Annotated in this window: 19 protein-coding genes and 2 pseudogenes; 8 read left to right on the forward strand and 13 right to left on the reverse strand. The window is 63.3% G+C overall.

Annotation, left to right across the window (positions count from 1 at the left end; translation table 11 throughout):
- Nucleotides 1-20 precede the first annotated feature (20 nt).
- The 3 genes from AC07OV_RS08285 to AC07OV_RS08295 form a co-directional block, all read right to left on the reverse strand.
- Complete coding sequence (locus AC07OV_RS08285) at nt 21-767, reverse strand: IclR family transcriptional regulator (protein WP_495092004.1); 747 nt, start codon at nt 765-767, stop codon at nt 21-23.
- Between the two features lie 519 nt (nt 768-1286).
- Nucleotides 1287-2624 carry an MFS transporter gene (locus AC07OV_RS08290; RefSeq protein WP_494996776.1) on the reverse strand — a complete coding sequence of 446 codons (1338 nt, stop codon included), beginning with the start codon at nt 2622-2624 and terminating at the stop codon, nt 1287-1289.
- Nucleotides 2625-2689: 65 nt separating this feature from the next.
- Entirely contained in the window at nt 2690-3658 is a 969-nt protein-coding gene (locus AC07OV_RS08295) for a hydroxyacid dehydrogenase (protein ID WP_495092005.1), read from the reverse strand.
- Nucleotides 3659-3959: 301 nt separating this feature from the next.
- Between AC07OV_RS08295 and AC07OV_RS08300 the strand changes: the two genes are divergently transcribed.
- Nucleotides 3960-4634 (forward strand): RraA family protein, encoded by a 675-nt coding sequence (locus AC07OV_RS08300; RefSeq protein WP_495092006.1) that lies wholly within the window; start codon nt 3960-3962, stop codon nt 4632-4634.
- A complete protein-coding gene (locus AC07OV_RS08305; protein WP_495092007.1) occupies nt 4631-5851 on the forward strand; it encodes an MFS transporter in 1221 nt (406 codons plus the stop codon). The genes AC07OV_RS08300 and AC07OV_RS08305 overlap by 4 nt, the downstream gene beginning before the upstream one ends.
- A 27-nt stretch (nt 5852-5878) precedes the next feature.
- Here the strand turns inward: AC07OV_RS08305 and AC07OV_RS08310 are convergent, their stop codons facing one another.
- From AC07OV_RS08310 to AC07OV_RS08345, 8 genes and pseudogenes are all read right to left on the reverse strand, one after another.
- Nucleotides 5879-6778: a proline iminopeptidase-family hydrolase gene (locus tag AC07OV_RS08310; RefSeq protein ID WP_176997660.1), complete on the reverse strand. Its 900-nt coding sequence runs from the start codon at nt 6776-6778 to the stop codon at nt 5879-5881.
- Between the two features lie 258 nt (nt 6779-7036).
- A pseudogene (locus tag AC07OV_RS08315) lies at nt 7037-7579 on the reverse strand (methyl-accepting chemotaxis protein); the annotation flags it as partial.
- 321 nt (nt 7580-7900) lie between these two features.
- Nucleotides 7901-8980: pseudogene (locus tag AC07OV_RS08320) on the reverse strand (HAMP domain-containing protein); the annotation flags it as partial.
- Nucleotides 8981-9124: 144 nt separating this feature from the next.
- Nucleotides 9125-10015, reverse strand: a complete 891-nt coding sequence (locus AC07OV_RS08325) for a bestrophin family protein (protein WP_494996780.1) — start codon at nt 10013-10015, stop codon at nt 9125-9127.
- A gap of 83 nt (nt 10016-10098) precedes the next feature.
- Nucleotides 10099-10788, reverse strand: a complete 690-nt coding sequence (locus tag AC07OV_RS08330; protein ID WP_176997663.1) for an SOS response-associated peptidase family protein — start codon at nt 10786-10788, stop codon at nt 10099-10101.
- A 50-nt stretch (nt 10789-10838) separates the two neighbouring features.
- Nucleotides 10839-11435 carry a glutathione S-transferase family protein gene (locus tag AC07OV_RS08335; RefSeq protein WP_495092008.1) on the reverse strand — a complete coding sequence of 199 codons (597 nt, stop codon included), beginning with the start codon at nt 11433-11435 and terminating at the stop codon, nt 10839-10841.
- Between the two features lie 28 nt (nt 11436-11463).
- On the reverse strand, nt 11464-11997 hold the full coding sequence (gene mug / locus AC07OV_RS08340; protein WP_495092009.1) for a G/U mismatch-specific DNA glycosylase: 534 nt from the start codon (nt 11995-11997) through the stop codon (nt 11464-11466).
- Nucleotides 11994-12992 carry a cupin domain-containing protein gene (locus AC07OV_RS08345; RefSeq protein ID WP_494996837.1) on the reverse strand — a complete coding sequence of 333 codons (999 nt, stop codon included), beginning with the start codon at nt 12990-12992 and terminating at the stop codon, nt 11994-11996. The genes mug and AC07OV_RS08345 overlap by 4 nt, the downstream gene beginning before the upstream one ends.
- 65 nt (nt 12993-13057) lie before the next feature.
- Between AC07OV_RS08345 and AC07OV_RS08350 the strand changes: the two genes are divergently transcribed.
- Nucleotides 13058-14284 carry an MFS transporter gene (locus tag AC07OV_RS08350; RefSeq protein ID WP_495092010.1) on the forward strand — a complete coding sequence of 409 codons (1227 nt, stop codon included), beginning with the start codon at nt 13058-13060 and terminating at the stop codon, nt 14282-14284.
- 1 nt (nt 14285) lies between these two features.
- Here AC07OV_RS08350 and AC07OV_RS08355 read toward each other — a convergent pair whose 3' ends face one another.
- Nucleotides 14286-15143 carry a LysR substrate-binding domain-containing protein gene (locus AC07OV_RS08355; RefSeq protein WP_495092011.1) on the reverse strand — a complete coding sequence of 286 codons (858 nt, stop codon included), beginning with the start codon at nt 15141-15143 and terminating at the stop codon, nt 14286-14288.
- 134 nt (nt 15144-15277) lie between these two features.
- On the opposite strand from AC07OV_RS08355, the gene AC07OV_RS08360 reads away from it, so the two are divergent.
- The 4 genes from AC07OV_RS08360 to AC07OV_RS08375 are packed head-to-tail and all read left to right on the forward strand — an operon-like array spanning nt 15278 to nt 19415.
- Nucleotides 15278-16327, forward strand: coding sequence for an agmatine deiminase family protein (locus AC07OV_RS08360; RefSeq protein WP_495092012.1), 1050 nt, complete (start codon nt 15278-15280; stop codon nt 16325-16327).
- Nucleotides 16324-17205: an N-carbamoylputrescine amidase gene (gene aguB / locus AC07OV_RS08365; RefSeq protein WP_495092013.1), complete on the forward strand. Its 882-nt coding sequence runs from the start codon at nt 16324-16326 to the stop codon at nt 17203-17205. Before AC07OV_RS08360 ends, aguB begins: the two co-directional genes overlap by 4 nt.
- On the forward strand, nt 17202-18278 hold the full coding sequence (locus AC07OV_RS08370) for an extracellular solute-binding protein (protein WP_495092014.1): 1077 nt from the start codon (nt 17202-17204) through the stop codon (nt 18276-18278). Before aguB ends, AC07OV_RS08370 begins: the two co-directional genes overlap by 4 nt.
- Before the next feature lie 36 nt (nt 18279-18314).
- Nucleotides 18315-19415: an agmatine deiminase family protein gene (locus AC07OV_RS08375; protein WP_495092015.1), complete on the forward strand. Its 1101-nt coding sequence runs from the start codon at nt 18315-18317 to the stop codon at nt 19413-19415.
- Here the strand turns inward: AC07OV_RS08375 and AC07OV_RS08380 are convergent.
- Nucleotides 19412-19828: a MarR family winged helix-turn-helix transcriptional regulator gene (locus AC07OV_RS08380; protein ID WP_495092016.1), complete on the reverse strand. Its 417-nt coding sequence runs from the start codon at nt 19826-19828 to the stop codon at nt 19412-19414. The two genes, AC07OV_RS08375 and AC07OV_RS08380, sit on opposite strands and share 4 nt — an antisense overlap.
- Before the next feature lie 328 nt (nt 19829-20156).
- On the opposite strand from AC07OV_RS08380, the gene AC07OV_RS08385 reads away from it, so the two are divergent.
- Entirely contained in the window at nt 20157-23336 is a 3180-nt protein-coding gene (locus AC07OV_RS08385; protein WP_495092017.1) for an efflux RND transporter permease subunit, read from the forward strand.
- Nucleotide 23337: the final 1 nt, after the last annotated feature.

The following is a 23337-nucleotide window of genomic DNA, read 5'->3' on the forward strand; positions in this document are numbered from 1 at the left end:
GTACGCGTCTGTAAAAGACGCTAGACGGTTTTTTTACCGCGGGGCTTTTTTTGCCCGGGTTCGGCGTCGGCGTCCGCCAGTGCAGCGCCGCCCAGGCTGCGTGTCAGCTCGACGGCCGCTTGTTGGAAGAGCGGGTGAAGTGTCTGCGCTTGCTCGGCGGTCAGGCGGCTGGCCGGGCCGGACAGTACCAGCGCGCCGATCAGGTTTTCGCCGGGGCCAAAAATCGGCAGGGCCATGGAGGAGGCGTGCGGGTCGGTGGCGCCGTGGGAGAAGATCGGCTTGATCATCTTCGCGGCGAGCGAATAAGGCGTGCGCAATGCTTCGGCGCCCGCCGCGCCGTCCATGGGCCGGGTATCGCCCGGTTGCAGGTGCAGGCGCAGGTGATGCGGGGAGTTCACGCGGTAGAGGCACATCCGATAGGCGCCGTGGCGCACATAGAAAGACGCGGTTTCCCCGGTTTCCTGGGTCAGGCGGTGCAGCAGGGGGGTGATGTGGCGTTCGAGGTCGAGCCCGTCCTGGTACACGGTGTTCAGACGCATGATCTCGGTGGCCAACTGGTAGCGGCCGTCTGCCAGGCGGGTGATCAGGCCGTGGTCTTCCAGGGAGACCATCAGGCGCATGATGGTGCTTTTGATCAGGCCGGTGCGGGCGGCCAGTTCGGCCAGTTCCAGGGCGGTGTCCCCCATTTTGAAGGCGGTGAGCACGGTGAGTACCCGATCGGCCGAGGCCACCCCGGTGACTGCGGGGCGTGGGCGGGTTTTTACCATGGGGGGCTCCTTGTTGGGGGTAGGCTGCAAAATACTGGTATTGGCGGGTGGGGGCAATGTTGGGGTGGTTCTGCGATCCAAGTGTGGGAGCGGGCTTGCTCGCGAAGGCGGTCTGTCAGGCGACTGATTTTTATTGGGTGTACCGCGCGCTCTAATTGTAGGAGCTGGCTTGCCAGCGATGGCTATGTGTGTGGCGCTGGAGCTTTTTGGTTGGAGTACATATCCGTTGCTGCGGTAACGGCGGCTATGGGTTCCGCTCTTACAGCGGCTCACTTTTGATAGAGCGCAAAAGTAAGCAAAACGCTCTTGCCCCAACACTCGGCACCTCGCCTAGGCTCGGTGTGCCCGTAATCCGACAGGTATTTGGGGGGCCGCCGCCACGCGCCATCCATGGCGCGGGGCGGCTAAACCGGCATCCCTGCCGGTTTACCCCCCAAATCCCTGCCGAATTCCGGCCAGCGTGTTTGATGGGGCGCCTGAGATCAAAATCAACAGCAGATCAACAGCCTAGTCCTGCGGTTAGCTTGCGTTCGCGGGTTTGTTGAATTCAGCCGCTTCACTCACTTCTTTCATCTGTTTACGGCCCATCAACAACACCATCACGGCGCCCGCCGTGCACAGCGCGGCGAGTGGCAGCAGCGCAATGGCGTAGCTGCCTGTAGCGTGATGAATTGTGCCGTAGACGTTGACCATGATCCCGCCACCTATCAGGTTGGCCATCGCGCCGACGGCGGCCAGGCCAGCGGCGGCGGTGGAGGAGGACAGCCAGGTGGAGACCAGCGCCCAGAACGGGCCCTTCATGGAGTACGCACCGATCAGCACCATCGACAGCATCAGCACGGTGGCGACCAAAGACGATGTCACCAGCGCCATCAGCAAGCCGGCGGTGATCAGTAGCAAGGTGGTCGCGGTGTGCCAGCGGCGTTCACCGGTTTTGTCGGAGCTGCGGCCCCACACGATCATCAGGATTGAGGCCAAGCCGTAGGGGATGGCGTTGACCAGGCCGATTTCCAGGTTGTTCAGGCCAAAGGTCTTGAGCAACTGCGGCGCCCACACGCTCATGGTGCTACCCGCTGCCGAGGCGCCGGAGTAGATCAGGGCCAATACCCAGATGTGTTTGTGGCGCAGCAGTTTCCACAGCGAGATATGCCCGATTGCGGTTTTGCGGCTGCGCTCTTCATTCAGTCGGCTGGTCAGCCAATGACGTTGTTCGTTGCTCAACCAGGTGGCGTGTTCAGGGCGGTCGGTGAGCACGAACAGGCAAGCGATACCCAGCAGTACAGCCGGAATACCTTCAATAATGAACAGCCAATGCCAGCCGCGCATGCCGAACCAGCCGTCCAGGCTCAGCAATAATCCCGACAGGGGCGAGCCGATGAAGTTGGCGCCGGGAATGGCCACCATGAAGATCGCGACCATGCGTCCACGGTAGGCCGCCGGCAGCCAGTAGGTGAGGTAAAGCAGTACGCCTGGAAAGAAGCCCGCCTCAGCCGCGCCCAACAGGAATCGCATGACGTACAGGGAGTTGGCGCCTGTGACAAAGGCGGTGCCGGCGGAGATCAGCCCCCAGGTGATCATGATCCGCGCAATCCACACCCGCGCGCCGAAGCGTTGCAGGGCCAGGTTGCTCGGCACCTCCACCAGGAAGTACGAGACAAAGAACAAGCTGCTGGCAAAGCCGAAGATCGCCGGGGTTAGGCCCAGGTCCTGATTCATCTGCAGGGAGGCCATGCCGATATTGCCGCGGTCGATGATCGCGAGCAGGTAACAAACGATCAGGAACGGCAACAGTCGCCACGCCACCTTGCGCATGGTTGCGCGCTCGAGCGCGCTGATTTCGGTAGAACGGATAGGCATGACTCTCTCCCGTGTTGTTTTTTTTGGAGATAGGTAATGAACCCGCACCCAAAGTGCGGGCGATGTCAGTGTGCGTAGAGGTGGCGGTTGACCACCGCTCGCGGCTCCGGTGCGGTGCCATCCCAGAAATCGATGATTTGTTGCAGCGCCAGCAGACCCACGCGGTCCCGTGCTTCGGCGGTGTTGGCGCCGACATGCGGCGTCGCCACCAGGGTCGGCAAACCCCACAGCGCCGAGTCCGCAGGCGGCGGTTCGGGGTTGAAGGTATCAAGGCCGGCGCCGGCGATCTGGCCGGTGCTCAGGGCGTGCACGAGGGCGTCGGTGTCGATCAACTCACCGCGCGCCGTGTTGATCAGAATGCTGCCCGGGCGCATACGCTTGAACTGCGCCGGACCAAAGAGGTTGCGGTTCTGTTCGGTCAGCGGGCAATGCAGGCTGATGATATCGCAGCTCGTCAGCAGCTCATCAACGCTGTCGACACGCTGCACATTGGGCAGGTCTGCGAGATACGGGTCGAACACCTTGACGGTCATGCGCAGCGGGGCCACCAGCTCCATCAGGATCCGGCCAATGGCGCCGAGGCCCACCAGGCCGAGTGTCTTGCCCGACAGCTCGATGCCCACCGACGTCGCCTTGTCCCAATGCCCATCACGCATGCGCGCATCGAGCAGGGCGGTCTGGCGGGCGACGCTGAACATCAGCGCCAGTGCGTGCTCGGCCACGGACTGGGCGTTGGCGCCCAGGGCGATGGTTACAGGGATGCGGCGCTCGGCGGCGGCGGCAATGTCGATGGTGTCGTAGCCCACGCCGTGTTTGGCAATGATCTTCAGCGAGGTCGATGCGTTGATCATCTCCCGGGTCAATTTGCCCTGGCGCACGATGATCGCGTCGGGCTGTTCGCGGGCAATGATCGCGGTGAGTTCCTCGGCGGGTGCGTAGGGCGTCGTGGGGATGGCACGCACGCCATGGGCGGCGGCGTGGGCCATGGCTTCGACGGTCAGTTCCGGGCCGGTCAGCAGCAGGGTTCGGGTCATTTTGTGCACCTTGGTGTTCTTATCGGTGTGCAGTTGGAGCGCGTTGCAGCGTTCAACAGTGGTTGAAACCTATCATAATGAAATGGCGTTGCAATAAATAAATTTTTAGAACAGCACCGGAATACACGCGATATTTTTGGTTAAGTCTTTTGCCCACTGAGATTTAAGGGCTTTTTGGCGTTTGTTTACCGTTGGTGGCAAGCGATCTGACGTCAGCCTGGAGTCTTGTTGATTTCAATTCATGATGTTAATTTTGAAATGGCGTTTCGAAATTAAATAAAAATTAGCAGAGGAATACCCCATGTCCATTGGATTCAGAGTGCTCAAGCAGCAACGCAAAGTCGCTGCCGAATGGGTCGAACGTTATCGGGCCGTGCCTGTTGCCAATGTCAGCGACTCGATGAACCGCATGACCGCGGGCGGCGCCAGCCTGCAACCGATGCATCGCTCTGGTGTGCTGGCGGGGCCTGCACTCACGGTCAAGGCGCGTCCCGGGGACAACCTCATGCTGCACCACGCGCTGGATATCGCAGAACCCGGCGACGTGATTGTGGTGGACGCCGGCGGTGACCTCAGCAATGCGTTGATCGGCGAAATGATGGTGGCTTACGCGATCAAGAAAGGCGTGGCGGGCATTGTCATCAATGGCGCCATCCGTGATGCAGCCAGCATTGGCGCGGGTGAGTTTCCGGTGTTCGCCGCCGGCGTGACCCATCGCGGCCCTTACAAAGACGGCCCGGGCGAGGTCAATGTGCCGATTGCCCTGGGTGGCATGGTGATCGAACCGGGCGACCTGATCATCGGTGACGAGGATGGTTTGCTCTGCGTGCCGTTCGAACAGGTCGGCGAGGTGTATGATCGCGCCTACGCCAAACATGCCGCCGAGCAGAAGCAACTGGAACAGATTGCGCTGGGCGAAAACGACCGCTCCTGGGTCCTGAAATCCCTTGTACAAAAGGGCTGCGAGTTTATTTGAACCCTGCTTCTACCTCCCGCTGGCCCGCGCCTATCCGCGCGCTGAGCCATCGCAATTTCCAGATCTACTTTGTCGGCCAGGGCCTCTCCACCCTGGGCAAGTGGGTGCAACAGGTCGCGCTGTCCTGGCTCGCCTACCACCTGACGGGCTCGGCCGTGTTGCTGGGGGCGATTGCGTTTCTGACGCTGTTGCCTCAATTGCTGGTCGGGCCATTGGCGGGTGCCTGGTCCGACCGGCATGACAAGCGCCGCCTGTTGATGGGGGTACAAGCCATACTGGCGCTGCAATCGCTGGCCCTGGCGGTGCTCACCTGGCAGCACCTGATGGGGCGTGAAGTGATCATCGCGATGGCGCTGCTGCTGGGCTTGCTCAACGCGTTGGAAACGCCCTTGCGGCAAGCCTTGATTGGCAGTTTTGTCGACGACCCCAAGGACCTGCCCAACGCGCTCGTGCTCAATGCCATGTTGATCAACGCGGCACGCTTTATTGGCCCGCCCTTGGCGGGTTTGTTGATTAACTGGAGTGGCGAGGCCGGCTGCTTTTTGCTGACCGCCTTCGCGTTCGGCATGTTGCTGATTGGCCTGGGCAAGGTGCAAAGTCGCGCCCAGGCGCGAGCCCAAGGTTCGACCGGCGAGATCTTCCGTGAAGGGTTGCGTTACCTGTGGGGCACGCGGTCCATTCGGCAGCTGCTCATCAGCGTGGTGATGGTCAACCTCCTGGCGTCTTGCTACACGGTGCTGCTGCCGATTCTGGCCAAGCACGTGTTCAGCGGTGACGCACAAACCCTGGGCTGGTTATGGGGCGCTGCCGGTGCGGGTGCGTTTGTGGCCACGATCTTCCTGGCATTCGCCGGCAGTTCGTCGAACCTGAGCCGTATCATCGCGGCGGGCACGGTTGTCTGTGCGGTTTCATTGTGCGCAGTGGCGGCCGACCCGCCGTTGTGGTTCACCCTGGCGGCGCTCGCCGGGCTGGGCTTCGGGATCACCGTGAGTAATGTCAGCAGCAACATGACCCTGCAAAGTGCCGCACCGGAAACGCTGCGGGGCAGGGTGATCGCCTTCTACATCGCCATGCGTTTCGGTTTTGAAGCCATCGGCGGCTTATTGGCCGGCCTGCTGGCGGCGGCGTTGAGCGTGCAATGGACATTGCTGCTGGCGGGGAGCTTGCTCGGGTTCTATCAGCTAGTCAGTTGGCACCTCAGCCGTGGGCGCGGCTGAAAACAACCACCGGCCCACGGCGCCTTGTCAGCGGAGCGCGGGTTCTACCTGCTGCAGAAACTGCCCCACACACGCCATGCACGCCTCGCGCTCTTCCACGTGAGGCATGTGGCTGGACTGCTCGAAAATCTGCCAGCGTACGTCAGCGATGCCGTCGGCGAACGGCTGCACGGTCGCCGGGGTGGCTTCATCGTAGCGCCCGGAAATCAGCAGCGTCGGCACCTGAATGCGCGACAGGCGATCGATGATGCTCCAGTGACGCATGCTGCCGATCACGTGGAACTCGTTGGGGCCATTCATGGTGTGGTAGACGGTGGGGTCGTCTTCGATGGCTGCGTCGGTGCGCGCCACCTCGTCGGGCACCGGGTTGAGGCGGCACACATGGCGCGCGTAATACACGTCCGAGGCGGTGCGGTATTCAGCGCTGTCGGTGGTGCCGGCAGCTTCATGCCGTTGCAGAGTGGCCTGCACTTCGGCCGGCAGCGCCCGACGCAGCTCGTCGGCCGCCTCGCACCACAGGCCCATGGAGGCGGGTGAGTTGGCGATGATCAGTGCTTTGAGGCCGGCCGGTTGGCGCACCGCGTGTTCGGCGCCGAGCATGCCGCCCCAGGATTGGCCCAGCAACACGTAGTCGCGGATGCCCAGGTGAGCGATCAGGTTGTTCAGTTCGGCAAGGAACAGCTCCACCGTCCAGAAATCGCGGGTCGCTTCGCGCAGGTGGGTCGAGCGGCCATTGCCGAGTTGGTCGTAGTGCACCACGGCGCGGCCGGTGCTGGCCAAGTCCTTGAAGCTGTCGACGTAGTCATGGGTGCAGCCGGGGCCGCCGTGGGCAATGATCAAGGGCAGGCGCCCTGAATCCAGGTCGCCCGTGACCCGGAACCACGTCCGATGGCCACGGAAATCGGCATAACCTTCACGGACTTGCATGTTCTGTACCTCCTTGGTGAGCAATGAGGTACAGGCTAGCCAAAAGTGCGCGAGAAGGGCACTGGCAAAAATGATAGGTTCTGTAGGCGCCCTTAAGATCGCTATCGCCGGTAAGCCAGCTCTTACACAAGCAGAATGGGGTGCGCCGCGAACCTGTAGGAGCCGGCTTGCCGGCGATGGCGTCCGCAAAATGGCTATCGCCGGCAAGCCAGCTCCTACACATCGATGGCGTCTGCAAGGTCGCCACCGCCGGCCAAGTCAGAACTTGAAGCGGCCCACCAACCCCTTGAGCTGACCGGATATATCCGTCAACCGCCCGGAACCGGTCTGCGCCGAATGGGCAAAGCCTTCGACCAACTGCGCATCCGCATGGATCTGCGCGATGTGGCGGTTGATCTCCTCGGCCACCTGGTGCTGCTCTTCGGCGGCGGTGGCGATCTGGGTGTTCTGGTCGCGGATCGAATCCACCGACCCGCGGATCTTGTCGAAACTGTCGCGGGCCTGTTGGATGCGTTCCACGCTGGTGTGGGACACCAGCAGGCTGCCCTGCATCTGCTGCGTGACTTCCTGGGTGCGGCGGGCGAGGTTGCCCAGCAGGCTGTCAATCTCGCCGGTGGAGTCGGCGGTACGGCGGGCGAGGGCGCGCACTTCGTCAGCCACCACCGCAAAACCACGGCCCTGGTCACCGGCGCGGGCCGCCTCGATTGCCGCGTTGAGCGCCAGCAGGTTGGTCTGTTCGGCAATCGAGCGGATGGTGTCGAGGATGGTGTTGATGTTTTTGCTGTCCTGCTCTAGCTGCTGCATGGTCTGGGTCGAGCGCTGCAGGTCTTCACTCAACTTGAGCACGCTGCCGGTGGCTTCGCCGATGTGCTGCTGGCCGTCATGCACGTCGCGGTAGCCTTCGTCGGCACTCGACGCGGCAGCGCTGCAGGAGCGGGCCACTTCGTTGGCGGTGGCGACCATCTCGTTGAACGCGGTGCTCACCAGTTCCACGGCTTCCCGCTGGCGCCCGGCCGCCTGGTTCATGTTGTGCGCCACCTCGCTGGTGTCGGCAGCGGCGGTCTGCAGGTCGGAGGACGCGTTGCCGATGCGCTGCACCAGCTGGGCAATCATGCTCAGGAACTGGTTGAACCAGCCCGCCAGGCTCGCGGTTTCGTCCTTGCCCTCGACCTTGAGCTGGCGCGTCAGGTCACCTTCACCTTCGGCAATCTCCTGCAGGCCGTCGGCAACCCCGCGGATCGGACGCACGATCACCCGGGCAAAACTGGCACCGACAATCGCAAAGATTACCGCCAGCACCGCCGCGATGGCGGCGATCAACCAGGTGAGGCTAGCGGCCTGGGCCATGACCTCATCGCGCTTGATCAGGCCGATAAAGCGCCAGCCCAGGTCTTTGGAACTGACCACGTTGGCCATGTAGGTCACGCCGTTGATGTCGATCTGGGTCACACCGTCGCCGCGTTTGGCCAGCTCGGCGTAATTGGCGCCCAGGTCAGCCAAGGGCTTGAAGTTGTGCTTGGCATCGCTGGGGTCCACCAGCACGTTGCCGTTAGCTTCGACCAGCATCAAGTAGCCGCTGTCGCCGAGCTTGATGTTGCGCACCAACTCAGTGAGCTGCTTGAGCGACACGTCCAGGCCGACCACGCCAAGGATATTGCCGCTGGCATCGGCCACGGTGTGCACGGTGCCGATCAGCGTCACGTCGTCCGGCGCCCAATAATAGGCGCCGGTGCGCACGGTCTTGCCCGGCGCGGCGATGGCCGCCTGGTACCAGGGGCGCACGCGTGGGTCGTAGTTGTTCAGCTTGGTGTCGTCGGGCCAGCTGGCGTAGCCGCCATCCTTCAAACCCAGGGACAGGTAGGCGGTGCTCGGGTGGCTCTTGGCGAACTGGTCGAAAATCTCCAGCAGCGTCTTGTTGGTCGGGGTGAGGGGGATTTGCGCGGCGTCGGCGCCGGCGTAGCTCTTGAGGTCCTTGGCCGCGACAACGCGCGGGTCCTTGGCCACGTAGTCGACGTTCTGGCTGATGCCGTCGAAGAACTGCTTCATGCCATTGTCGATCTGGCGGATCTCGCGGCCGCTGCTGTCGAGGAAATTGGCCAGGGCCCCCTCGCGCAGGTTCAGCACAACCAGCACCGCGACCAAAATAACCGGGACGCACGCGATGGCGGCAAACGCCCAGGTCAGCTTTTGCTTGATATTCATGACTTCACCTGCGGGTATTTATAATTTTGGCAAGGAGAAAACAGTAGCGTCGAGCGTCGCATGTGTTGTTTTGAGGGGATAGGGCCCATGCGTACCCCCTGTATATCGACTGCGGGGGAACGCACTTTAGGCCGTAAGGCGGGTTTAAACGATACGCTCGCCGCCCAGCGCATCACGCTGCATCGACTGCAGGTTTTTCTCGATGGTTTCGCAGATCGTTTCCATCTGGATCTGGTGTTCGCTGGAATGAAACGGGCTTTGCAGGTCGGTGCCGATGCGCTCGATGGCCAGCAGCATGAAGCCCACCACCGTGGAGGCCAGCGGGGTGAACCAGCCCAGGGATTCCACCAGACCCACCGGCACGATCAGGCAGAACAGCGAAATGAACAGGCGCGGGAAATACACGTAGGGGTAGGGCAGTGGCGTATTGGCGATGCGCTCCATGCCGCCCTGGGCGTTGGACAAGTCCACCAGCGTCGACTCCAGCCGCGCCAGGCGGATGCTGTCCAGGTGGCCGGCCTTGTATTCCTTGGCGAGCAACGCGGCGGAGCCGGTGAGGATGTCATTGGCAAAGTTGTTGGTCGCGCCGCTGCGGGCGAACTCCTCTGGCGGGATAAACGCACGCACTTCGTCGGGGCACGGCTGGCCCTTGAGGTGGGCGGCCAGGCAATTCACATAGGCCACATGGCGGCGCAGCAAGGTGGCCTTGACCGGGTTGGCCTCGCTGCCGTGATCGTCCAGCAGCGTCAGCACCTGGCGCGCAAAGCTGCGCGAGTTGTTGACCATCGCGCCCCACAGCGTGCGTGCCTCCCACCAACGGTTGTAGGCGCTGCTGTTGCGAAAACTGATCAGCACCACCAGGGCCGAACCCAGCAGGGTCAGTGGCATCAGCGGCAGGTTGATCTTGGCGTTGAGGAACAGCATGAAATCCACCGTCACGGCGATGTCCCACAACAACAGCCAGAACAGGGCCCAGCCCACGTAGCCCATGGTCTTGATGATCAGGCGGTACTTCTTGAGGATGGCGGCTTTCAAACGAGAACCTCGCGGCGGTTGGCAACAGTGCCTTAGCTCGGACGCAGGTTCATGCACAAAGGTTCGACGCCGCTGAATCGTTTCTACTGCCCGGCCGCCAAGGGTTCGATGATATGCGGCCCCTCGTGGCGCGGGTTGCCCACCGCACAGTCCACCTTGAACCACTCAAAAACGTCCGAGGGCTCGCCCTGCAACAACACCATCTGCTCGGCGCGGCCGCGCGGCGTCGCCGGGTCCAGCCATTCCCGTGCAAGCGTGGGGTTCAACACCACGGGGCGGCGATCATGGATGTCGACCATACCGCCGGCGCTGTCGGCGGTGATGATCACAAACCCGTCGTGTTCGCCCGCGCCCTCATCGGCGTCGGGCAATTGGCCGATGGCCGCGCAGAGCACGGGCGCGCCATCGCGTCGACGAACCAGGTAGGGCTGTTTTTTCGGGCCGCCTTCATCCACCCATTCGAACCAGTTGTCGACCGGGGCGATGGCCCGGTGTGGCCAGATCGCCCGAAAGAACGCGCCATTCGCGACTTTTTCCACACGGGCATTGATCGGCGGCGCGCGGTCCTTGGCCCAATGCGGGCGCCAGCCCCAGCGCACACGGTCGGCATGCAACACCGCCTGCTCCAGGTGCAACAGGGCAACCCCTGTCGAGGGCGCCACGTTGTAGCGCCCAAGCGGTTGCTCGCCCACGCTGTTGACCAGGGCATTGGGCATGCTCAAGGCCGCCACGAAGTCATGGATACCGCGGTACTGCGAGAGTCGTCCGCACATGGCCGCTTCCTCCGGCTGAACCCTGAGCGTAGACGCTGTTGCAGTGGCCGTTATTCGATGGGGTATTTCCTAAACGCCGGGTGCTCCTCCAGCCGCTCGGCATGGCGCTTCAGGTGGGGGAACGCATCCGCCTTGACCACCGACGCCACGGTGAACTGGCTGAACGACCAGGCGACGGCGGCCGTAATCGACGCCTGGGTCAGTGCCTCGCTGTCAGGCAGTTGTTTTTCCAGCAGCGAGTAGGCCGCCAGCAATTGGCCGCTGACCCGATCCAGCCACGGTGCATGCTGTTTCTCGGCCGGGCGCAGGTTGTGTTCATAGACGATCTGCACGCTTTTTTCGCAGGCCGCCAGGGCCAGGCCCAACAACTGCAAGTCACGAGCGCGGGCGGCGGGCGCCTGGGGCAGCAGCTTTTTGTCGGCCGGGGCGAGGGTTTCCAGGTAGTCGAGGATCAGGCTGGAATCCATCAGCACCATGCCGTCGTCCAGCACCAGGGTCGGGGCCTTGACCACCGGGTTGATCTGGGCGAACTCATTGAAGGTGCGAAACACCGACAGCGGTTCATGCACGAATTCCACGCCGTACAGCTCCAGGGAAATGGCCACGCGGCGTACGTAAGGCGAGTCCAGCATGCCGATCAGTTTCATGAAGCCTCCATTGCTTACAGTGACGGGCTCAAGAGAGTAAGGGCTCAGGATCGGCGTGCGCAATGGCCTCGTGCAGGGCTTGATAAGCCTCCACCAACTGCTCCAGATTGAACGCCAGGTTGCGCCCGCTGGGGTTGGGCAGCACCCACACCGCTGCGCCGCCGAAAGCCTGTGGCTGCAAACCCCAGGCGATGTCGCGCTGGCCTGACAGCGCGCTGTAGCCGGCCTTGCCCAGGAACGCCACGAAGCGGGGCGCGCAACGGCGGATTTTCTGTTCGAACGCGGCTGCTGCATCCTTGAATTCATGCCGCGCCAACTCGCCCGCGCTTGTTGTGGGGCGTTCCACCACGGTGGTGAGGCCGCAGCCGTAGTGCAACAGCGTGGGGCCATCCTCCGGGCGCAACTCATGGGGCGTGAAGCCGGCCAGGTGCAAGGTGCGCCAGAAGCGGTTGCTGCGATTGGCAAAATGCAGGCCGAGGGCGGCGGAGCCTTTGCCGGGGTTGATGCCGCAGAACAGCACGTCCAGGTGGTCGGCGAGGATATCGTCGAGGCGGTCGTTCATGTCGGGCTCCTGCTGCGCTGACGGCTGGCCCCCGGTGGTTGGCCGGTAATGCGTTTGAACGCACGGCTGAAAGCTGCCTGCGAGGTATAACCCAGCCGCAGCGCCACTTCTTCGATAGGCAAACGCTCCAGGGTCAGCCATTGGCTCGCCAGGCGCATGCGCAACTCTGTGACGTAGCGCAGGGGCGGGATGCCCAGGGTGGCCTGGAAGCGCTCGGCGAACACCGAGCGGGAGGTGTGACAGTGCGCAGCCAATTCGTCCACGCGCCAATCGCGACCCGGTTGCTGATGCAGCGCGAGCAGGGCACCGGCCAATCGCGTGTCGCGCAGCGCCGCCACCAACCCGGATGCATTACCGCAGGCGCATTCCACCCAGCCTCGCACGATCATGGCGGCAACCACATCGGCCAGCCGCGCGAGGATGCCCGAGTAGCCCATACGGGCAGCGGACACCTCACGTTCCATCACCGCCAGGATCGGCATCAGGCCGGGGTAACGCTGGCCCTGGGCATCGATCAGCATCAAGGCTGGCATCAGGCTGCCAAGCCCCTGGAGGCTGCCCAGTTCGAACGCCATGCAGGCGCTGAATAGCAAGGTATTGGGGGGCGTATCGGGAGATGCATCCACGGCACACACGGTATCGCCCAACGGGGTCGCGCCAAAGCCGCCAATGTCTTGCACAGGCGCGTTTGCGTCGGAGGACAGTGCATGGGCGCCGCCATGGGAGATGAACACGGCATTACCCGCCGACAACTCAAACAGGCTGCCGTCGTCGGTGCGCAGGGTGGCCGTTCCCGCTGCCAGGAAGTGGAAGTAGGCGTGTCCGGGTTTGGCCTCAAAGCCCATGCCGAACCTCGGCCCGGCCTGGATGCGCCGGTACTGCACCCCGCTCAGGCGCATGCCGCGCAGCAGTTCGTCGATCAGGTCGGAAGACAGATTGAAAGGGGCCAATGCGCTCATATTCGGGGTTTTGGTCAAAAACTCAAGGGTATGCATCATAGATCATCCGGATGGGCGAACCTAGACTGGCCGTCGCGCTAATTTACCGAGGATGTCGTGTGATGAATGATTGTGTCGCTCAAGCCGCTAACCCTGCCCACGTGGAGCCTGATGCGCCTGCCTGGATGGCGGTGTTTTCCCTGGCCATGGGGGTGTTCGGGCTGTTGACGGCGGAGTACCTGCCGGCCAGCTTGTTGACGCCAATGGCGATGGACCTGGGCGTGTCCGAGGCGCTGGCGGGCCAGGCCGTGACCGTAACGGCAGTGGTGGCGCTGTTTGCCGGGCTGCTGGTGCCCGGCCTCACGCGGGGGATCGACCGGCGCGTGGTGCTGCTGGGCTTCTCCGTGTTGATGATTGCCTCAAACCTGTTGGTGGCGTTCTCTTCAAGCCTGGCGGTGTTGCTGCTGATGCGCATCTTGCTGGGCATCGCCCTGGGCGGTTTCTGGAGCATGGCGGCCGCGGTGGCCATGCGCTTGGTGCCGGCGGCACTGCTGCCCCGTGCGCTGTCGATCATCTTCAGTGGTATTGCGGTGGGCACGGTGGTCGCCGTGCCGCTGGGCAGCTACCTCGGGGGGCTGTATGGCTGGCGCAGTGCGTTCGTTGCCGCCGCCGCCGTCGGTGGCGTGACGCTGGCGTTCCAGCTGTTCACGCTGCCACGCCTGGCGCCCACGGGTGCCGCACGTCTGCGCACGGTACTGGAGGTGTTGCTGCGCCCGGGTATCGCCATCGGCATGTTTGGCTGCGTGCTGGTACACACCGGGCACTTTGCGCTGTTCACCTACATCCGGCCATTCCTGGAAAGCACCACGGGCGTGGGCACCGAAGGGCTTGCCCTGATGCTGCTGGGGTTCGGTGCAGCCAACTTCGTTGGCACGCTGTTGGCCGGTTGGATGCTGGTGCGTTATCCGCGTGGCACCCTGGTGTTGATGCCGGTGGTGGTGGGCGTCGCGGCACTCGCCCTGGTGGTGTTGCCTGCGTCCCTGCCAGGGCAGGCAGCGCTGCTGATGCTGTGGGGCATGGCCTTTGGCGCAGTGCCCGTGGCGTGGTCGAACTGGGTAGCCCGCGCCGTGCCGGATCAAGCTGAAAGTGCCGGTGGCATGGTCGTGGCTTCGGTGCAGTCGGCCATCGCGGCAGGAGCGGCCGGTGGGGGCGCGATGTTCAGTCTCAGCGGCATAAGCGGGGTGTTTCTGGGGGCGGGGGTACTCATGTTGTTGGCTGCCTTGTTGATCGCACTGCGCGTGCAAGTACCACGCGCCGAAGCAGGCGTGGGCGTGGCGCTGCACCTGTGAGCTAGCTGGTCAGGTTGGCCAGCAGCCACGCCGTGAAACTGCGCGCCAGCGGGTCGTGCTCGCTGTCGCGATGGGTCAGCAGCGCCCAGCTCGGCCCGCGGATTGTCGCTTCCACCAAGGGCACGAGCAGGCCGTCTTGCTGCGCTTGGCGGCACAGCAACTGGCTGACCAAGCCAATCCCCAGGCCGGTGCACACGGCGTCCAACAACAGGCCAGGGTCGGAGAAGTTCAGTCCCTGGTCTTGTTGGCCCACATCAATCCCGGCTTCCACCGCCCAGTGGCTCCAATCCATTTCGCGCTCGCCGTGCAGGGTGGTGCGTTGCTCTTTGGGCTGCTCCAGCACGCGCGGGTGGCAGGCGGGAAACAAGCGATCGGCATGCAGCACCCTGAAGCTGCATTCGGCCTGGGAGCTGATGTCGTCGCGCACCGCCAAGTCGATGGTCTGGCTGGCCATGTCGGGCACTTCGTCTGTGCTGAAGATCCACAGGTCGACTTCCGGGTGTTGCCGGCGAAAATCCGCAAGCCGTGGCAACAGCCAATGGCGCGCAAAGGTGGGCGTGGTGTTGAGCACCAGCTGGTTGGGTTTGCGGTACTGGCCCAGGCGCCGCACGCCCACCGCCAGTTGCTGCAACAGGGCCTGGGTGGTGCTGAGGAAATCGTGACCGGCGTCGGTCAAGGCCACGCTGCGCCCGCTGCGAAAAAACAGCGGCTGTTCCAGGTACGCCTCAAGGCTGCGGATCTGCTGGCTGATCGCCGATTGGGTCAGGTGCAGTTCTTCGGCAGCCTTGTGGAAACTGCCCAGCCGGGCCGCGGCTTCGAAGCCGCGCAGGGTGCCGAGGGGCGGCCAGTGGTTGAGCATGCTGATAAGTTCCTCTAATCAGTTTTCTACAAAATCCATCGTTTGTCCGGCTTTGCAGCCCGCCATAGCATGTACGCCAAGACTCCGTGGGCAGTTTTGACTGAACACAATGACTTAACTGAAGGGTACTTGTCATGCAGCAGAATGCAATGCAAAGCAATGGTTGGTGGATGCCTGCGGAGTGGGCTCGGCACGCGGCGACCTGGATGGTCTGGCCGCATAACCGCGCCTTGTGGGAAACCACCTGGGGCGTGACCCTGGCGCAGGTGCAGCAGGATTTCGCACGGGTCGCCAATGCGATCGCCCGCTTTGAACCGGTGAAGATGCTGGTCGATCCGTCCGCAGTCGCGGGCGCCAAGGCCCTGTGCGGTCCCGGCATTGAACTGATCGAGCAGGCCGTCAACGACAGCTGGTGCCGCGACTCCGGCCCGAGCTTTGTCTGCCACCCGCAGCTGGGTACGGCCGGGGTGAGCTGGCGCTTCAATGCCTGGGGCGGCAAGTCGGCCCATGACCTGGACGAAAGCCTGGCGCGCCGGGTGCTCAATCACCTGGGCCTGGAGTGCTTCGGTACGCCGCTGAGTAACGAAGGCGGGGCGATCCATGTGGACGGCGAGGGCACCTTGATCACCACCGAATCGGTGCTGCTCAACCCCAACCGCAACCCCGGCGTGACCAAGGCCGAGATGGAGGCGATTTTTGCGCGGCTACTGGGCATCAAGAAGATCATTTGGCTGCCCGGCGACCCGGACTACGTCACGGGCGACATGACCGACGGCCATGTCGACGGTGTCTGCGCATTCGCCCGTCCCGGAGTGTTGCTGGTCGATGCGACCCATGATCAGGGCTCTGTCTACGCCGAGGTGGTACGGGAAAACCGCCGCGCCCTGCAACTCGCCACCGATGCCCAAGGCCGGCGTTTCGAGCTGATCGACTTGTATGAAGCCACCGACGCGGTCGACACCGCGGCCGAGGTGTTCTGCGCGTCCTATACCAATTTCTACATCGCCAACGGCGCAATCATCATGCCGGCCTATGGCATTGCCGCCGATCAGGTGGCGGCCGAGATCCTGGCCGGGGCGTTCCCGGGGCGCGAAATCGTGCCGGTGCAGATCAACCACCTGGCCCATGGCGGCGGTGGCGTGCACTGCATCACCCAACAACAACCTGCGTGGGTGCAGCCATGAGCCTCCTGACGATTGCGACGACTCAGATGCCTTGCACCTGGGACTTGCCGGGCAACCTCGACCGTGCCGAGCAGTTGGTGCGAGAGGCGGCGGCGCAGGGCGCCCAGGTGATCCTGTTGCAGGAGCTGTTCGCCACGCCGTATTTCTGCATCGAACAGCATCACAAACACCTGGCGCTGGCCGAGGAATACCAGCACAGCGGCGTGCTCAAGCGCTTCGCCGAATTGGCCAAGGAACTGGGCGTGGTGCTGCCGCTGAGCTGGTTCGAACAAGCCGGCAATGCGTTCTTCAATTCCCTGAGCGTGGCCGATGCCGACGGGCGATTGCTCGGCGTGTACCGCAAGACTCATATTCCGAATGCCATCGGCTATCAGGAGAAGGAGTATTTCAGCCCCGGCGATACGGGTTTTCGCGTGTGGGACACGGCCTTCGGACGCCTCGGCGTGGGTATCTGCTGGGACCAATGGTTTCCCGAAACCGCTCGTTGCCTGGCCTTGCAGGGTGCCGAGGTGCTGCTGTTTCCCACGGCCATCGGCTCGGAACCGGGCTGCGCGACCCTCGATTCCCGCGACCATTGGCAGATGACCATGCGCGGCCACGCGGCGGCGAACCTGTTGCCAGTGGTGGCGGCCAACCGCGTCGGGCGTGAAGTGGCGACCACAGATCCTGCCTTGCAAATGGACTTCTACGGCTCGTCGTTCATCTGCAACCACAAGGGCAAGCTGCTGGCCGAGGCCGACCGCGACAGCACCGGCGTGCTCGTGCACAGCCTGGACCTGTCTGCCATGCGCGAAGACCGCCTGACCTGGGGCATCTTCCGCGACCGCCGCCCGGAAATGTACGGCGGCCTACTCACCCTGGATGGGCGCCCATCATGAAACGTCTATTGAGTTGCGTACTGATGCTCACGAGTGCCTGCGCCCTGGCCGACGACAAAACCCTGAGGCTCTACAACTGGGCCGACTATTTTGCCGCCGACACCTTGGCCAAGTTCACGGCCGAGACTGGTATCCAGGTGATCTACGACGTGATGGATGGCAGCGAAACCCTGGAAGCCAAGTTGATGGCGGGCGGCAGCGGTTACGACTTGATCTTCCCCGGTGACACCGTGGCCGAGCGCCTGATGCGGGCGGGCAGCCTGCAGGCACTGGACCCTGCCAAGCTCACCGCGTTGAACGATATCGAACCGGGTCTGCAAACGCTGCGCACCCATTACGTCAATTCGAACAAGGCCACGGTGCCCTACACCTGGGGCACCATCGGCCTGACCTACAACACGCGGCAGATCGAGCAGCGCTTGCCAAATGCGCCGGTCAACAGCCTGGACCTGCTGTTCAAGCCTGAGCTGGCGGCTAAATTTGCCGATTGCGGCATCTCGCTGATCGATTCGCCGGACGAGGTGTTGGCCGTGGTGCTCAACTACCTGGGCCGCGACCCGCGCAGTGCCAAGCGTGAAGACCTGGCCGCTGCCAGCGACGTGTTACTCAAGCTGCGCCCGTACATCCGCAAGTTCCAGTCGCAACCGGTGACCGATCTGGTCAACGGCAACCTCTGCCTGTCCCTGGGCTACAGTGGCGACATGACCCAGGCCCAGCGCGCCGCCGATGCCGCCGGCAAGTCGGTGATCTTTGGTTATCACATCCCCCGCGAGGGCACGACGGTGTGGATGGACACCATGGCCATTCCCGTCGACGCCAAGCACCCGGAATACGCCTACGCGTTTATCAACTTCGTGATGCGCCCGGAAAACATGGCCGCCATCACCAACTTCACCGGTTACCCCACGGCCAACGCCAAGGCCCGGCCGGAGGTGGAGGCCAGCATGCGCGACAACCCCGACATCTACCCGGACGCGGCCACGTTCGAACGGTTGATCGCCGGCAAGGACATCCCCCAGGCGGACATGCGTGCACGGATGCGCGTGTGGACTAAATTCAAAACCCAACAATGAACGTTTTTCAATTCAATACCGTATGCAGGAACCACCATGCCAACCCGTCGTACCTTCATCAAACAAGCCAGCGTGGTCTGCGCCATGACATTGCTCACTACCCACGTGCGAGCTGCCGTCAAAGGCCGCTTCTACATGCCCGACGAGGGTGAAAAACACCGCCAGGCGTTCATTGCCTTTGGCGCCCAGGATGCCATCTGGGAAGACTTCACCGCCGACGTGCAGGCCGCGTTGGGCCGTATCGCCCGGGCGATTGCCCAATACGAACCGGTCACCGTATTCTGCCGCGAAGACGAGCGCGCCCTCGCCGAGCAGCACTGCGGCACGCGCAACATCACCTTTGTGGAAACCGAGCTGGACGACATCTGGATGCGCGACACCGGCGCCAATTTTGTCATCGACGGCACGGGCGGCCAGGCGGCGGTGGACTTCAATTTCAACGGCTGGGGCAACAAGCAGCAGCACGCAGACGACGCGCACGTGGCGGCCCTGGTCGCCGAAGAAACCGGCGCGCGCCACATTCGCAGCGAACTGGTGGGCGAGGGCGGTGCCATCGAGGTGGATGGCCTGGGCACCGGCATCATGACCGAAAGCAGCTGGATCAACCGCAATCGCAACCCCGACTGGAGCAAGGCCGACGTCGAAGCCGAACTCAAGGAGCGCCTGGGCTTGCGCAAGATCATCTGGCTGCCCGGCATCAAGGGCAAGGACATCACCGACGCCCACGTGGATTTCTACGCGCGCTTCGTCGCCCCGGGCGTAGTGCTGGCCAACCTCGACACCGACCCTGAGTCCTACGACCACAAGGTCACCCTGGCACACCTGGACATCCTCAAAAACGCCACCGACGCCGACGGCCGGCCGCTGACCGTGCACACCGTGTCGCCACCGCTGAACCCACGCAAAAGCAAGTTCAGCCGGGGCAATGAGGATTTCGCGGCGGGGTACATCAACTACTTCGTGATCAACGGCGCGGTGATTGCGCCTGAGTTTGGTGATGCAGTGGCTGACCGCAAGGCGCTGGACCTGCTCTCACAGCTCTACCCGAACCGCAGGGTGGTACAGCTCAATATCGACGCGATCGCGGCGGGTGGCGGTGGCATTCACTGCGTGACCAACCACCAGCCGATGGCTTAGTCGTCCTTGGCCAGCAGTACCTTGGCAAATTCGTCGGAGGCGATGAAGTCCAGGGTCTGGCGTAACTGCGCCGCGGCTTCGCGGCCGAACGCCTGATCGAAGCGTTCGGCCATTTTCAGCGACACCTGCCGGGCCACCGCGTGGGTCTGCACACCGGCTTCGGTCAGCAGCACGCGGCGGGTGCGGCGGTCCAGTTCGTCCACGCGCAACTCCACCAGCCCGTCACGCACCAGCGGCTTGAGCGTGTGGCCCAGGGCCGACAGGTCCATCACCAGGTTTTGCGCCAACTCACCCATCTTCGGCGTGCTGGCCTTGGCAATCTGATTGAGCACTGCGTACTGGGTGGCTTTCAAACCGCAGGGGGCATACGCCTCGTCATAGATCTGGCCCAGGCGGCGGGACGTGCGACGCACGGCACCGTTCACGCAGGCGCTGGGGCTCTCGGAGCAAGGCTTTGCAGCTTTCAAGGGCGGATACTCTCTGATACAAAAAACGACGTGGCAATTATGCCGTTCGAACCCTTCAGGACAAGGCTTTTCGGCCGGAAATACCCTTCCAGATGAAGACTGAGACAGCTTGAAACAAATTAGTTGCGTACGCCACTAAATTCGATATCGTGGCGTATGCCTCTTTGTGACTCGGATGTCGTTGCAAATTCCCCAGGAAGCGCATGGGGTGAGGCGGAAAAAAGGCGCGGCCCTGCCGGCTTGAACATCCAACCCCCTGTCTGGATCACCTCCTATGCTGAGCCTCGTGCGCATCGCGTTGCGGCGCCCCTATACCTTTCTGGTATTGGCCATTTTCATTCTGATCATCGGCCCGCTGGCGGCCTGGCGAACACCCACCGACATCTTCCCTGAAATCCGCATCCCGGTGATTGCCGTGATCTGGCAGTACACCGGTTTGCCGCCAGACCAGATGGCGGGGCGCATCACCTCACCGTTCGAGCGGGTGCTGACCACCACCGTCAACGACATCCGGCACATCGAAGCGCAGTCGATGAACGGCTACGGCATCGTGAAGATCTTCTTCCAGCCCGGGGTCAACATCAGTACCGCCAACGCCCAGGTGACCTCGGTGTCCCAGGCGATCCTGCGCCAACTGCCGCCGGGTACGGTGCCGCCGCTGGTGCTCAATTACAGCGCGTCCACCGTGCCTATCGTGCAGCTGGCCTTGTCGGGCTCAGGCCTGAGCGAGCAGCAGCTGGGCGATATCGGCATCAACTCCGTGCGCTTGATGCTCACCACCGTGCCGGGCGCGGCGCTGCCGTACCCGTTCGGCGGCAAAAGCCGGCAGGTGCAGATCGATCTCGACTCGGCGCGCATGCAAGCCCGTGGCCTGTCGGCGCAGGACGTCGCCACCGCCCTGGCCACGCAGAACCTGATCACCCCGGTGGGCACGCAAAAGATCGGCAGCTACGAATTCAACCTGCAGTTGAACAACTCGCCGTCGGACTTCCATGACCTGGAAAACCTGCCGATCAAGACTGCCGACGGCACCACCGTGCTGATCCGCGACGTGGCCACGGTGCGCGACGGCAACCCGCCGCAAACCAACATCGTGCACGTGAACGGTAACCGCTCGGTGCTGCTGACCGTGCTCAAGACCGGTTCGGCCTCCACCCTGGGCGTGATCGCCGGGGTCAAGGACAAGCTGGCCGACAACAAGGCCGCCTTGCCGCCCAACCTGAACATCGACCTGATCGGTGACCAATCGCTGTTCGTGCGCTCGGCCATCGGCGGCGTGGCCCGTGAAGGCTTGATCGCAGCGGCGCTGACCAGTCTGATGATCCTGTTGTTCCTCGGCAGTTGGCGTTCCACCGTGATCATCGCCACCTCGATTCCCCTGGCGATCCTGGCCTCGATTGCCACGCTCTCGGCCCTGGGCGAAACCCTCAACATCATGACCCTCGGCGGCCTGGCGCTGGCCGTGGGGATCCTGGTGGACGACGCCACGGTAACCATCGAAAACATCAACTGGCACCTGGAGCAGGGCAAGCCGGTGGAGACGGCGATTCTTGACGGCGCGGCGCAGATCGTGACCCCGGCGTTCGTCTCGCTGCTGTGCATCTGCATCGTGTTCGTGCCGATGTTCTTCCTCGACGGCGTGGCGCGCTTCCTGTTCGTGCCGATGGCCGAAGCGGTGATCTTCGCGATGATCGCCTCGTTCATCCTGTCGCGGACCCTGGTGCCGACCCTCGCCAACTACCTGCTCAAGCCCCATGTGCACGGCGAAGACGGGCATGCACCGTCGCGCAATCCACTGGTGAAATTCCAGCGCGGGTTCGAGCGGCACTTTGAAGCGTTCCGCGAGCGCTACCACGGCGTGCTCGACACGGCCTTGCATCATCGCCGCGCAGTGGTGGTGGGCTTGCTGGCGTTTGTCGCGGTGTCGTTTGCGCTGGTGCCGTTTTTGGGCCGCAACTTTTTCCCCGAGGTCGACTCCGGGCTGATCCTGTTGCACGTGCGTGCCCCGGTGGGCACACGAGTGGAAAGCAATGCGCACCTGATCGCCGACATCGAGAATTCGATCCGCCGCAAGATCCCGGGCGAAGACCTCAAGGCCTTGGTGGACAACATTGGCCTGTCCATCAGCGGTATCAACGTGGTGTACAACAACACCGGCACCGTGGGCTCCCAGGACAGCGACATCCAGATCAGCCTCAACGAAGGCCATCGTCCGACCGCCGAATACATGCGTGAGCTGCGCGAAAGCCTGCCACGGGAATTCCCGAGCGCGGTGTTCTCGTTCCCGGCGTCGGACATCGTCGGGCAGATCCTCAACTTCGGTTCATCGGCGCCGGTGGACGTGCAAGTCACAGGGAACAACCTGGCGGCCAACTTCACTTATGCCAGCGCGTTGCTACGGGATATCCGCCGCGTGCCCGGGGTGGTGGACGCGCGTATCCAGCAGTCGCGGCAGTTGCCCACGTTCAACATCGACGTGGACCGCACCCGTGCGCAACTGGTTGGCCTGACCGAGCGTGATGTGACCAACAGCCTGGTGGTCAACCTGGCTGGTTCCAGCCAAGTGGCGCCGACGTTCTGGTTGAACCCGGCCAACGGCATTTCCTACCCTATCGTCATGCAAACCCCGCAGTACAGCCTGGAAAGCCTGGCGGCCCTGCATAACCTGCCACTCAGTGGCAGCGCCGGCGCGGCCACCGATCAGACCCTGGGCGGCCTGGCCACTATCCAGCGCAGCCACAGCAACTCGGTGATCACCCAGTCGGATATCCAGCCGGTGGTGGAAGTGCTCACTGCGATCCAGGGTCGTGACCTCGGCGCCGTGGCGGCCGATATCCAGAAGATCATCGCCGCCCACGCCAGTGAAGTGCCCACTGGCTCCAAGGTGCTGTTGCAGGGCCAGGTGCAGACCATGAACGCCGCGTTCAGCGGCTTGTTGTTCGGCCTGCTGGGGGCGGTGGTGCTGATCTACCTGTTGATCGTGGTCAACTTCCAGTCGTGGAGCGACCCGTTCGTGATCATCACCGCCTTGCCGGCCGCATTGGCGGGGATCGTGTGGATGCTGTTCGTCACCCATACACCGCTGTCGGTGCCGGCGCTGACAGGGGCGATCATGTGCATGGGCGTGGCCACTGCCAACGCCATCCTGGTGGTGAGCTTCTGTCGCGAGCGCCTGGCGGTGCATGGCGATGCCGTGCAGGCCGCATTGGAAGCCGGCTTTACCCGGCTGCGGCCGGTGTTGATGACCGCCATTTCGATGATTATCGGCATGGCGCCCATGGCCCTGGGCCTGGGGGAGGGCGGCGAGCAGAACGCGCCGCTCGGCCGTGCGGTGATTGGCGGCCTGGCGTTTGCCACCATCGCCACGCTGATTCTGGTTCCGCTGATTTTCAGTCTTGTCCACGGGCGTCGCCAGCACGCCACGCTGGCGACCACCGTTACCCAAGGGGTTTGAC

This window comes from Pseudomonas sp. GW821-FHT09A09 (assembly GCF_059418405.1).

Coding starts and splice junctions, on each gene's coding strand:
- AC07OV_RS08285 (WP_495092004.1), bottom strand. CDS start 767: ATGGTAAAAACCCGCCCACGCCCCGCAGTCACCGGGGTGGCCTCGGCC.
- AC07OV_RS08290 (WP_494996776.1), bottom strand. CDS start 2,624: ATGCCTATCCGTTCTACCGAAATCAGCGCGCTCGAGCGCGCAACCATG.
- AC07OV_RS08295 (WP_495092005.1), bottom strand. CDS start 3,658: ATGACCCGAACCCTGCTGCTGACCGGCCCGGAACTGACCGTCGAAGCC.
- AC07OV_RS08300 (WP_495092006.1), top strand. CDS start 3,960: ATGTCCATTGGATTCAGAGTGCTCAAGCAGCAACGCAAAGTCGCTGCC.
- AC07OV_RS08310 (WP_176997660.1), bottom strand. CDS start 6,778: ATGCAAGTCCGTGAAGGTTATGCCGATTTCCGTGGCCATCGGACGTGG.
- AC07OV_RS08330 (WP_176997663.1), bottom strand. CDS start 10,788: ATGTGCGGACGACTCTCGCAGTACCGCGGTATCCATGACTTCGTGGCG.
- AC07OV_RS08335 (WP_495092008.1), bottom strand. CDS start 11,435: ATGAAACTGATCGGCATGCTGGACTCGCCTTACGTACGCCGCGTGGCC.
- mug (WP_495092009.1), bottom strand. CDS start 11,997: ATGAACGACCGCCTCGACGATATCCTCGCCGACCACCTGGACGTGCTG.
- AC07OV_RS08345 (WP_494996837.1), bottom strand. CDS start 12,992: ATGCATACCCTTGAGTTTTTGACCAAAACCCCGAATATGAGCGCATTG.
- AC07OV_RS08350 (WP_495092010.1), top strand. CDS start 13,058: ATGAATGATTGTGTCGCTCAAGCCGCTAACCCTGCCCACGTGGAGCCT.
- AC07OV_RS08355 (WP_495092011.1), bottom strand. CDS start 15,143: ATGCTCAACCACTGGCCGCCCCTCGGCACCCTGCGCGGCTTCGAAGCC.
- AC07OV_RS08360 (WP_495092012.1), top strand. CDS start 15,278: ATGCAGCAGAATGCAATGCAAAGCAATGGTTGGTGGATGCCTGCGGAG.
- aguB (WP_495092013.1), top strand. CDS start 16,324: ATGAGCCTCCTGACGATTGCGACGACTCAGATGCCTTGCACCTGGGAC.
- AC07OV_RS08370 (WP_495092014.1), top strand. CDS start 17,202: ATGAAACGTCTATTGAGTTGCGTACTGATGCTCACGAGTGCCTGCGCC.
- AC07OV_RS08375 (WP_495092015.1), top strand. CDS start 18,315: ATGCCAACCCGTCGTACCTTCATCAAACAAGCCAGCGTGGTCTGCGCC.
- AC07OV_RS08385 (WP_495092017.1), top strand. CDS start 20,157: ATGCTGAGCCTCGTGCGCATCGCGTTGCGGCGCCCCTATACCTTTCTG.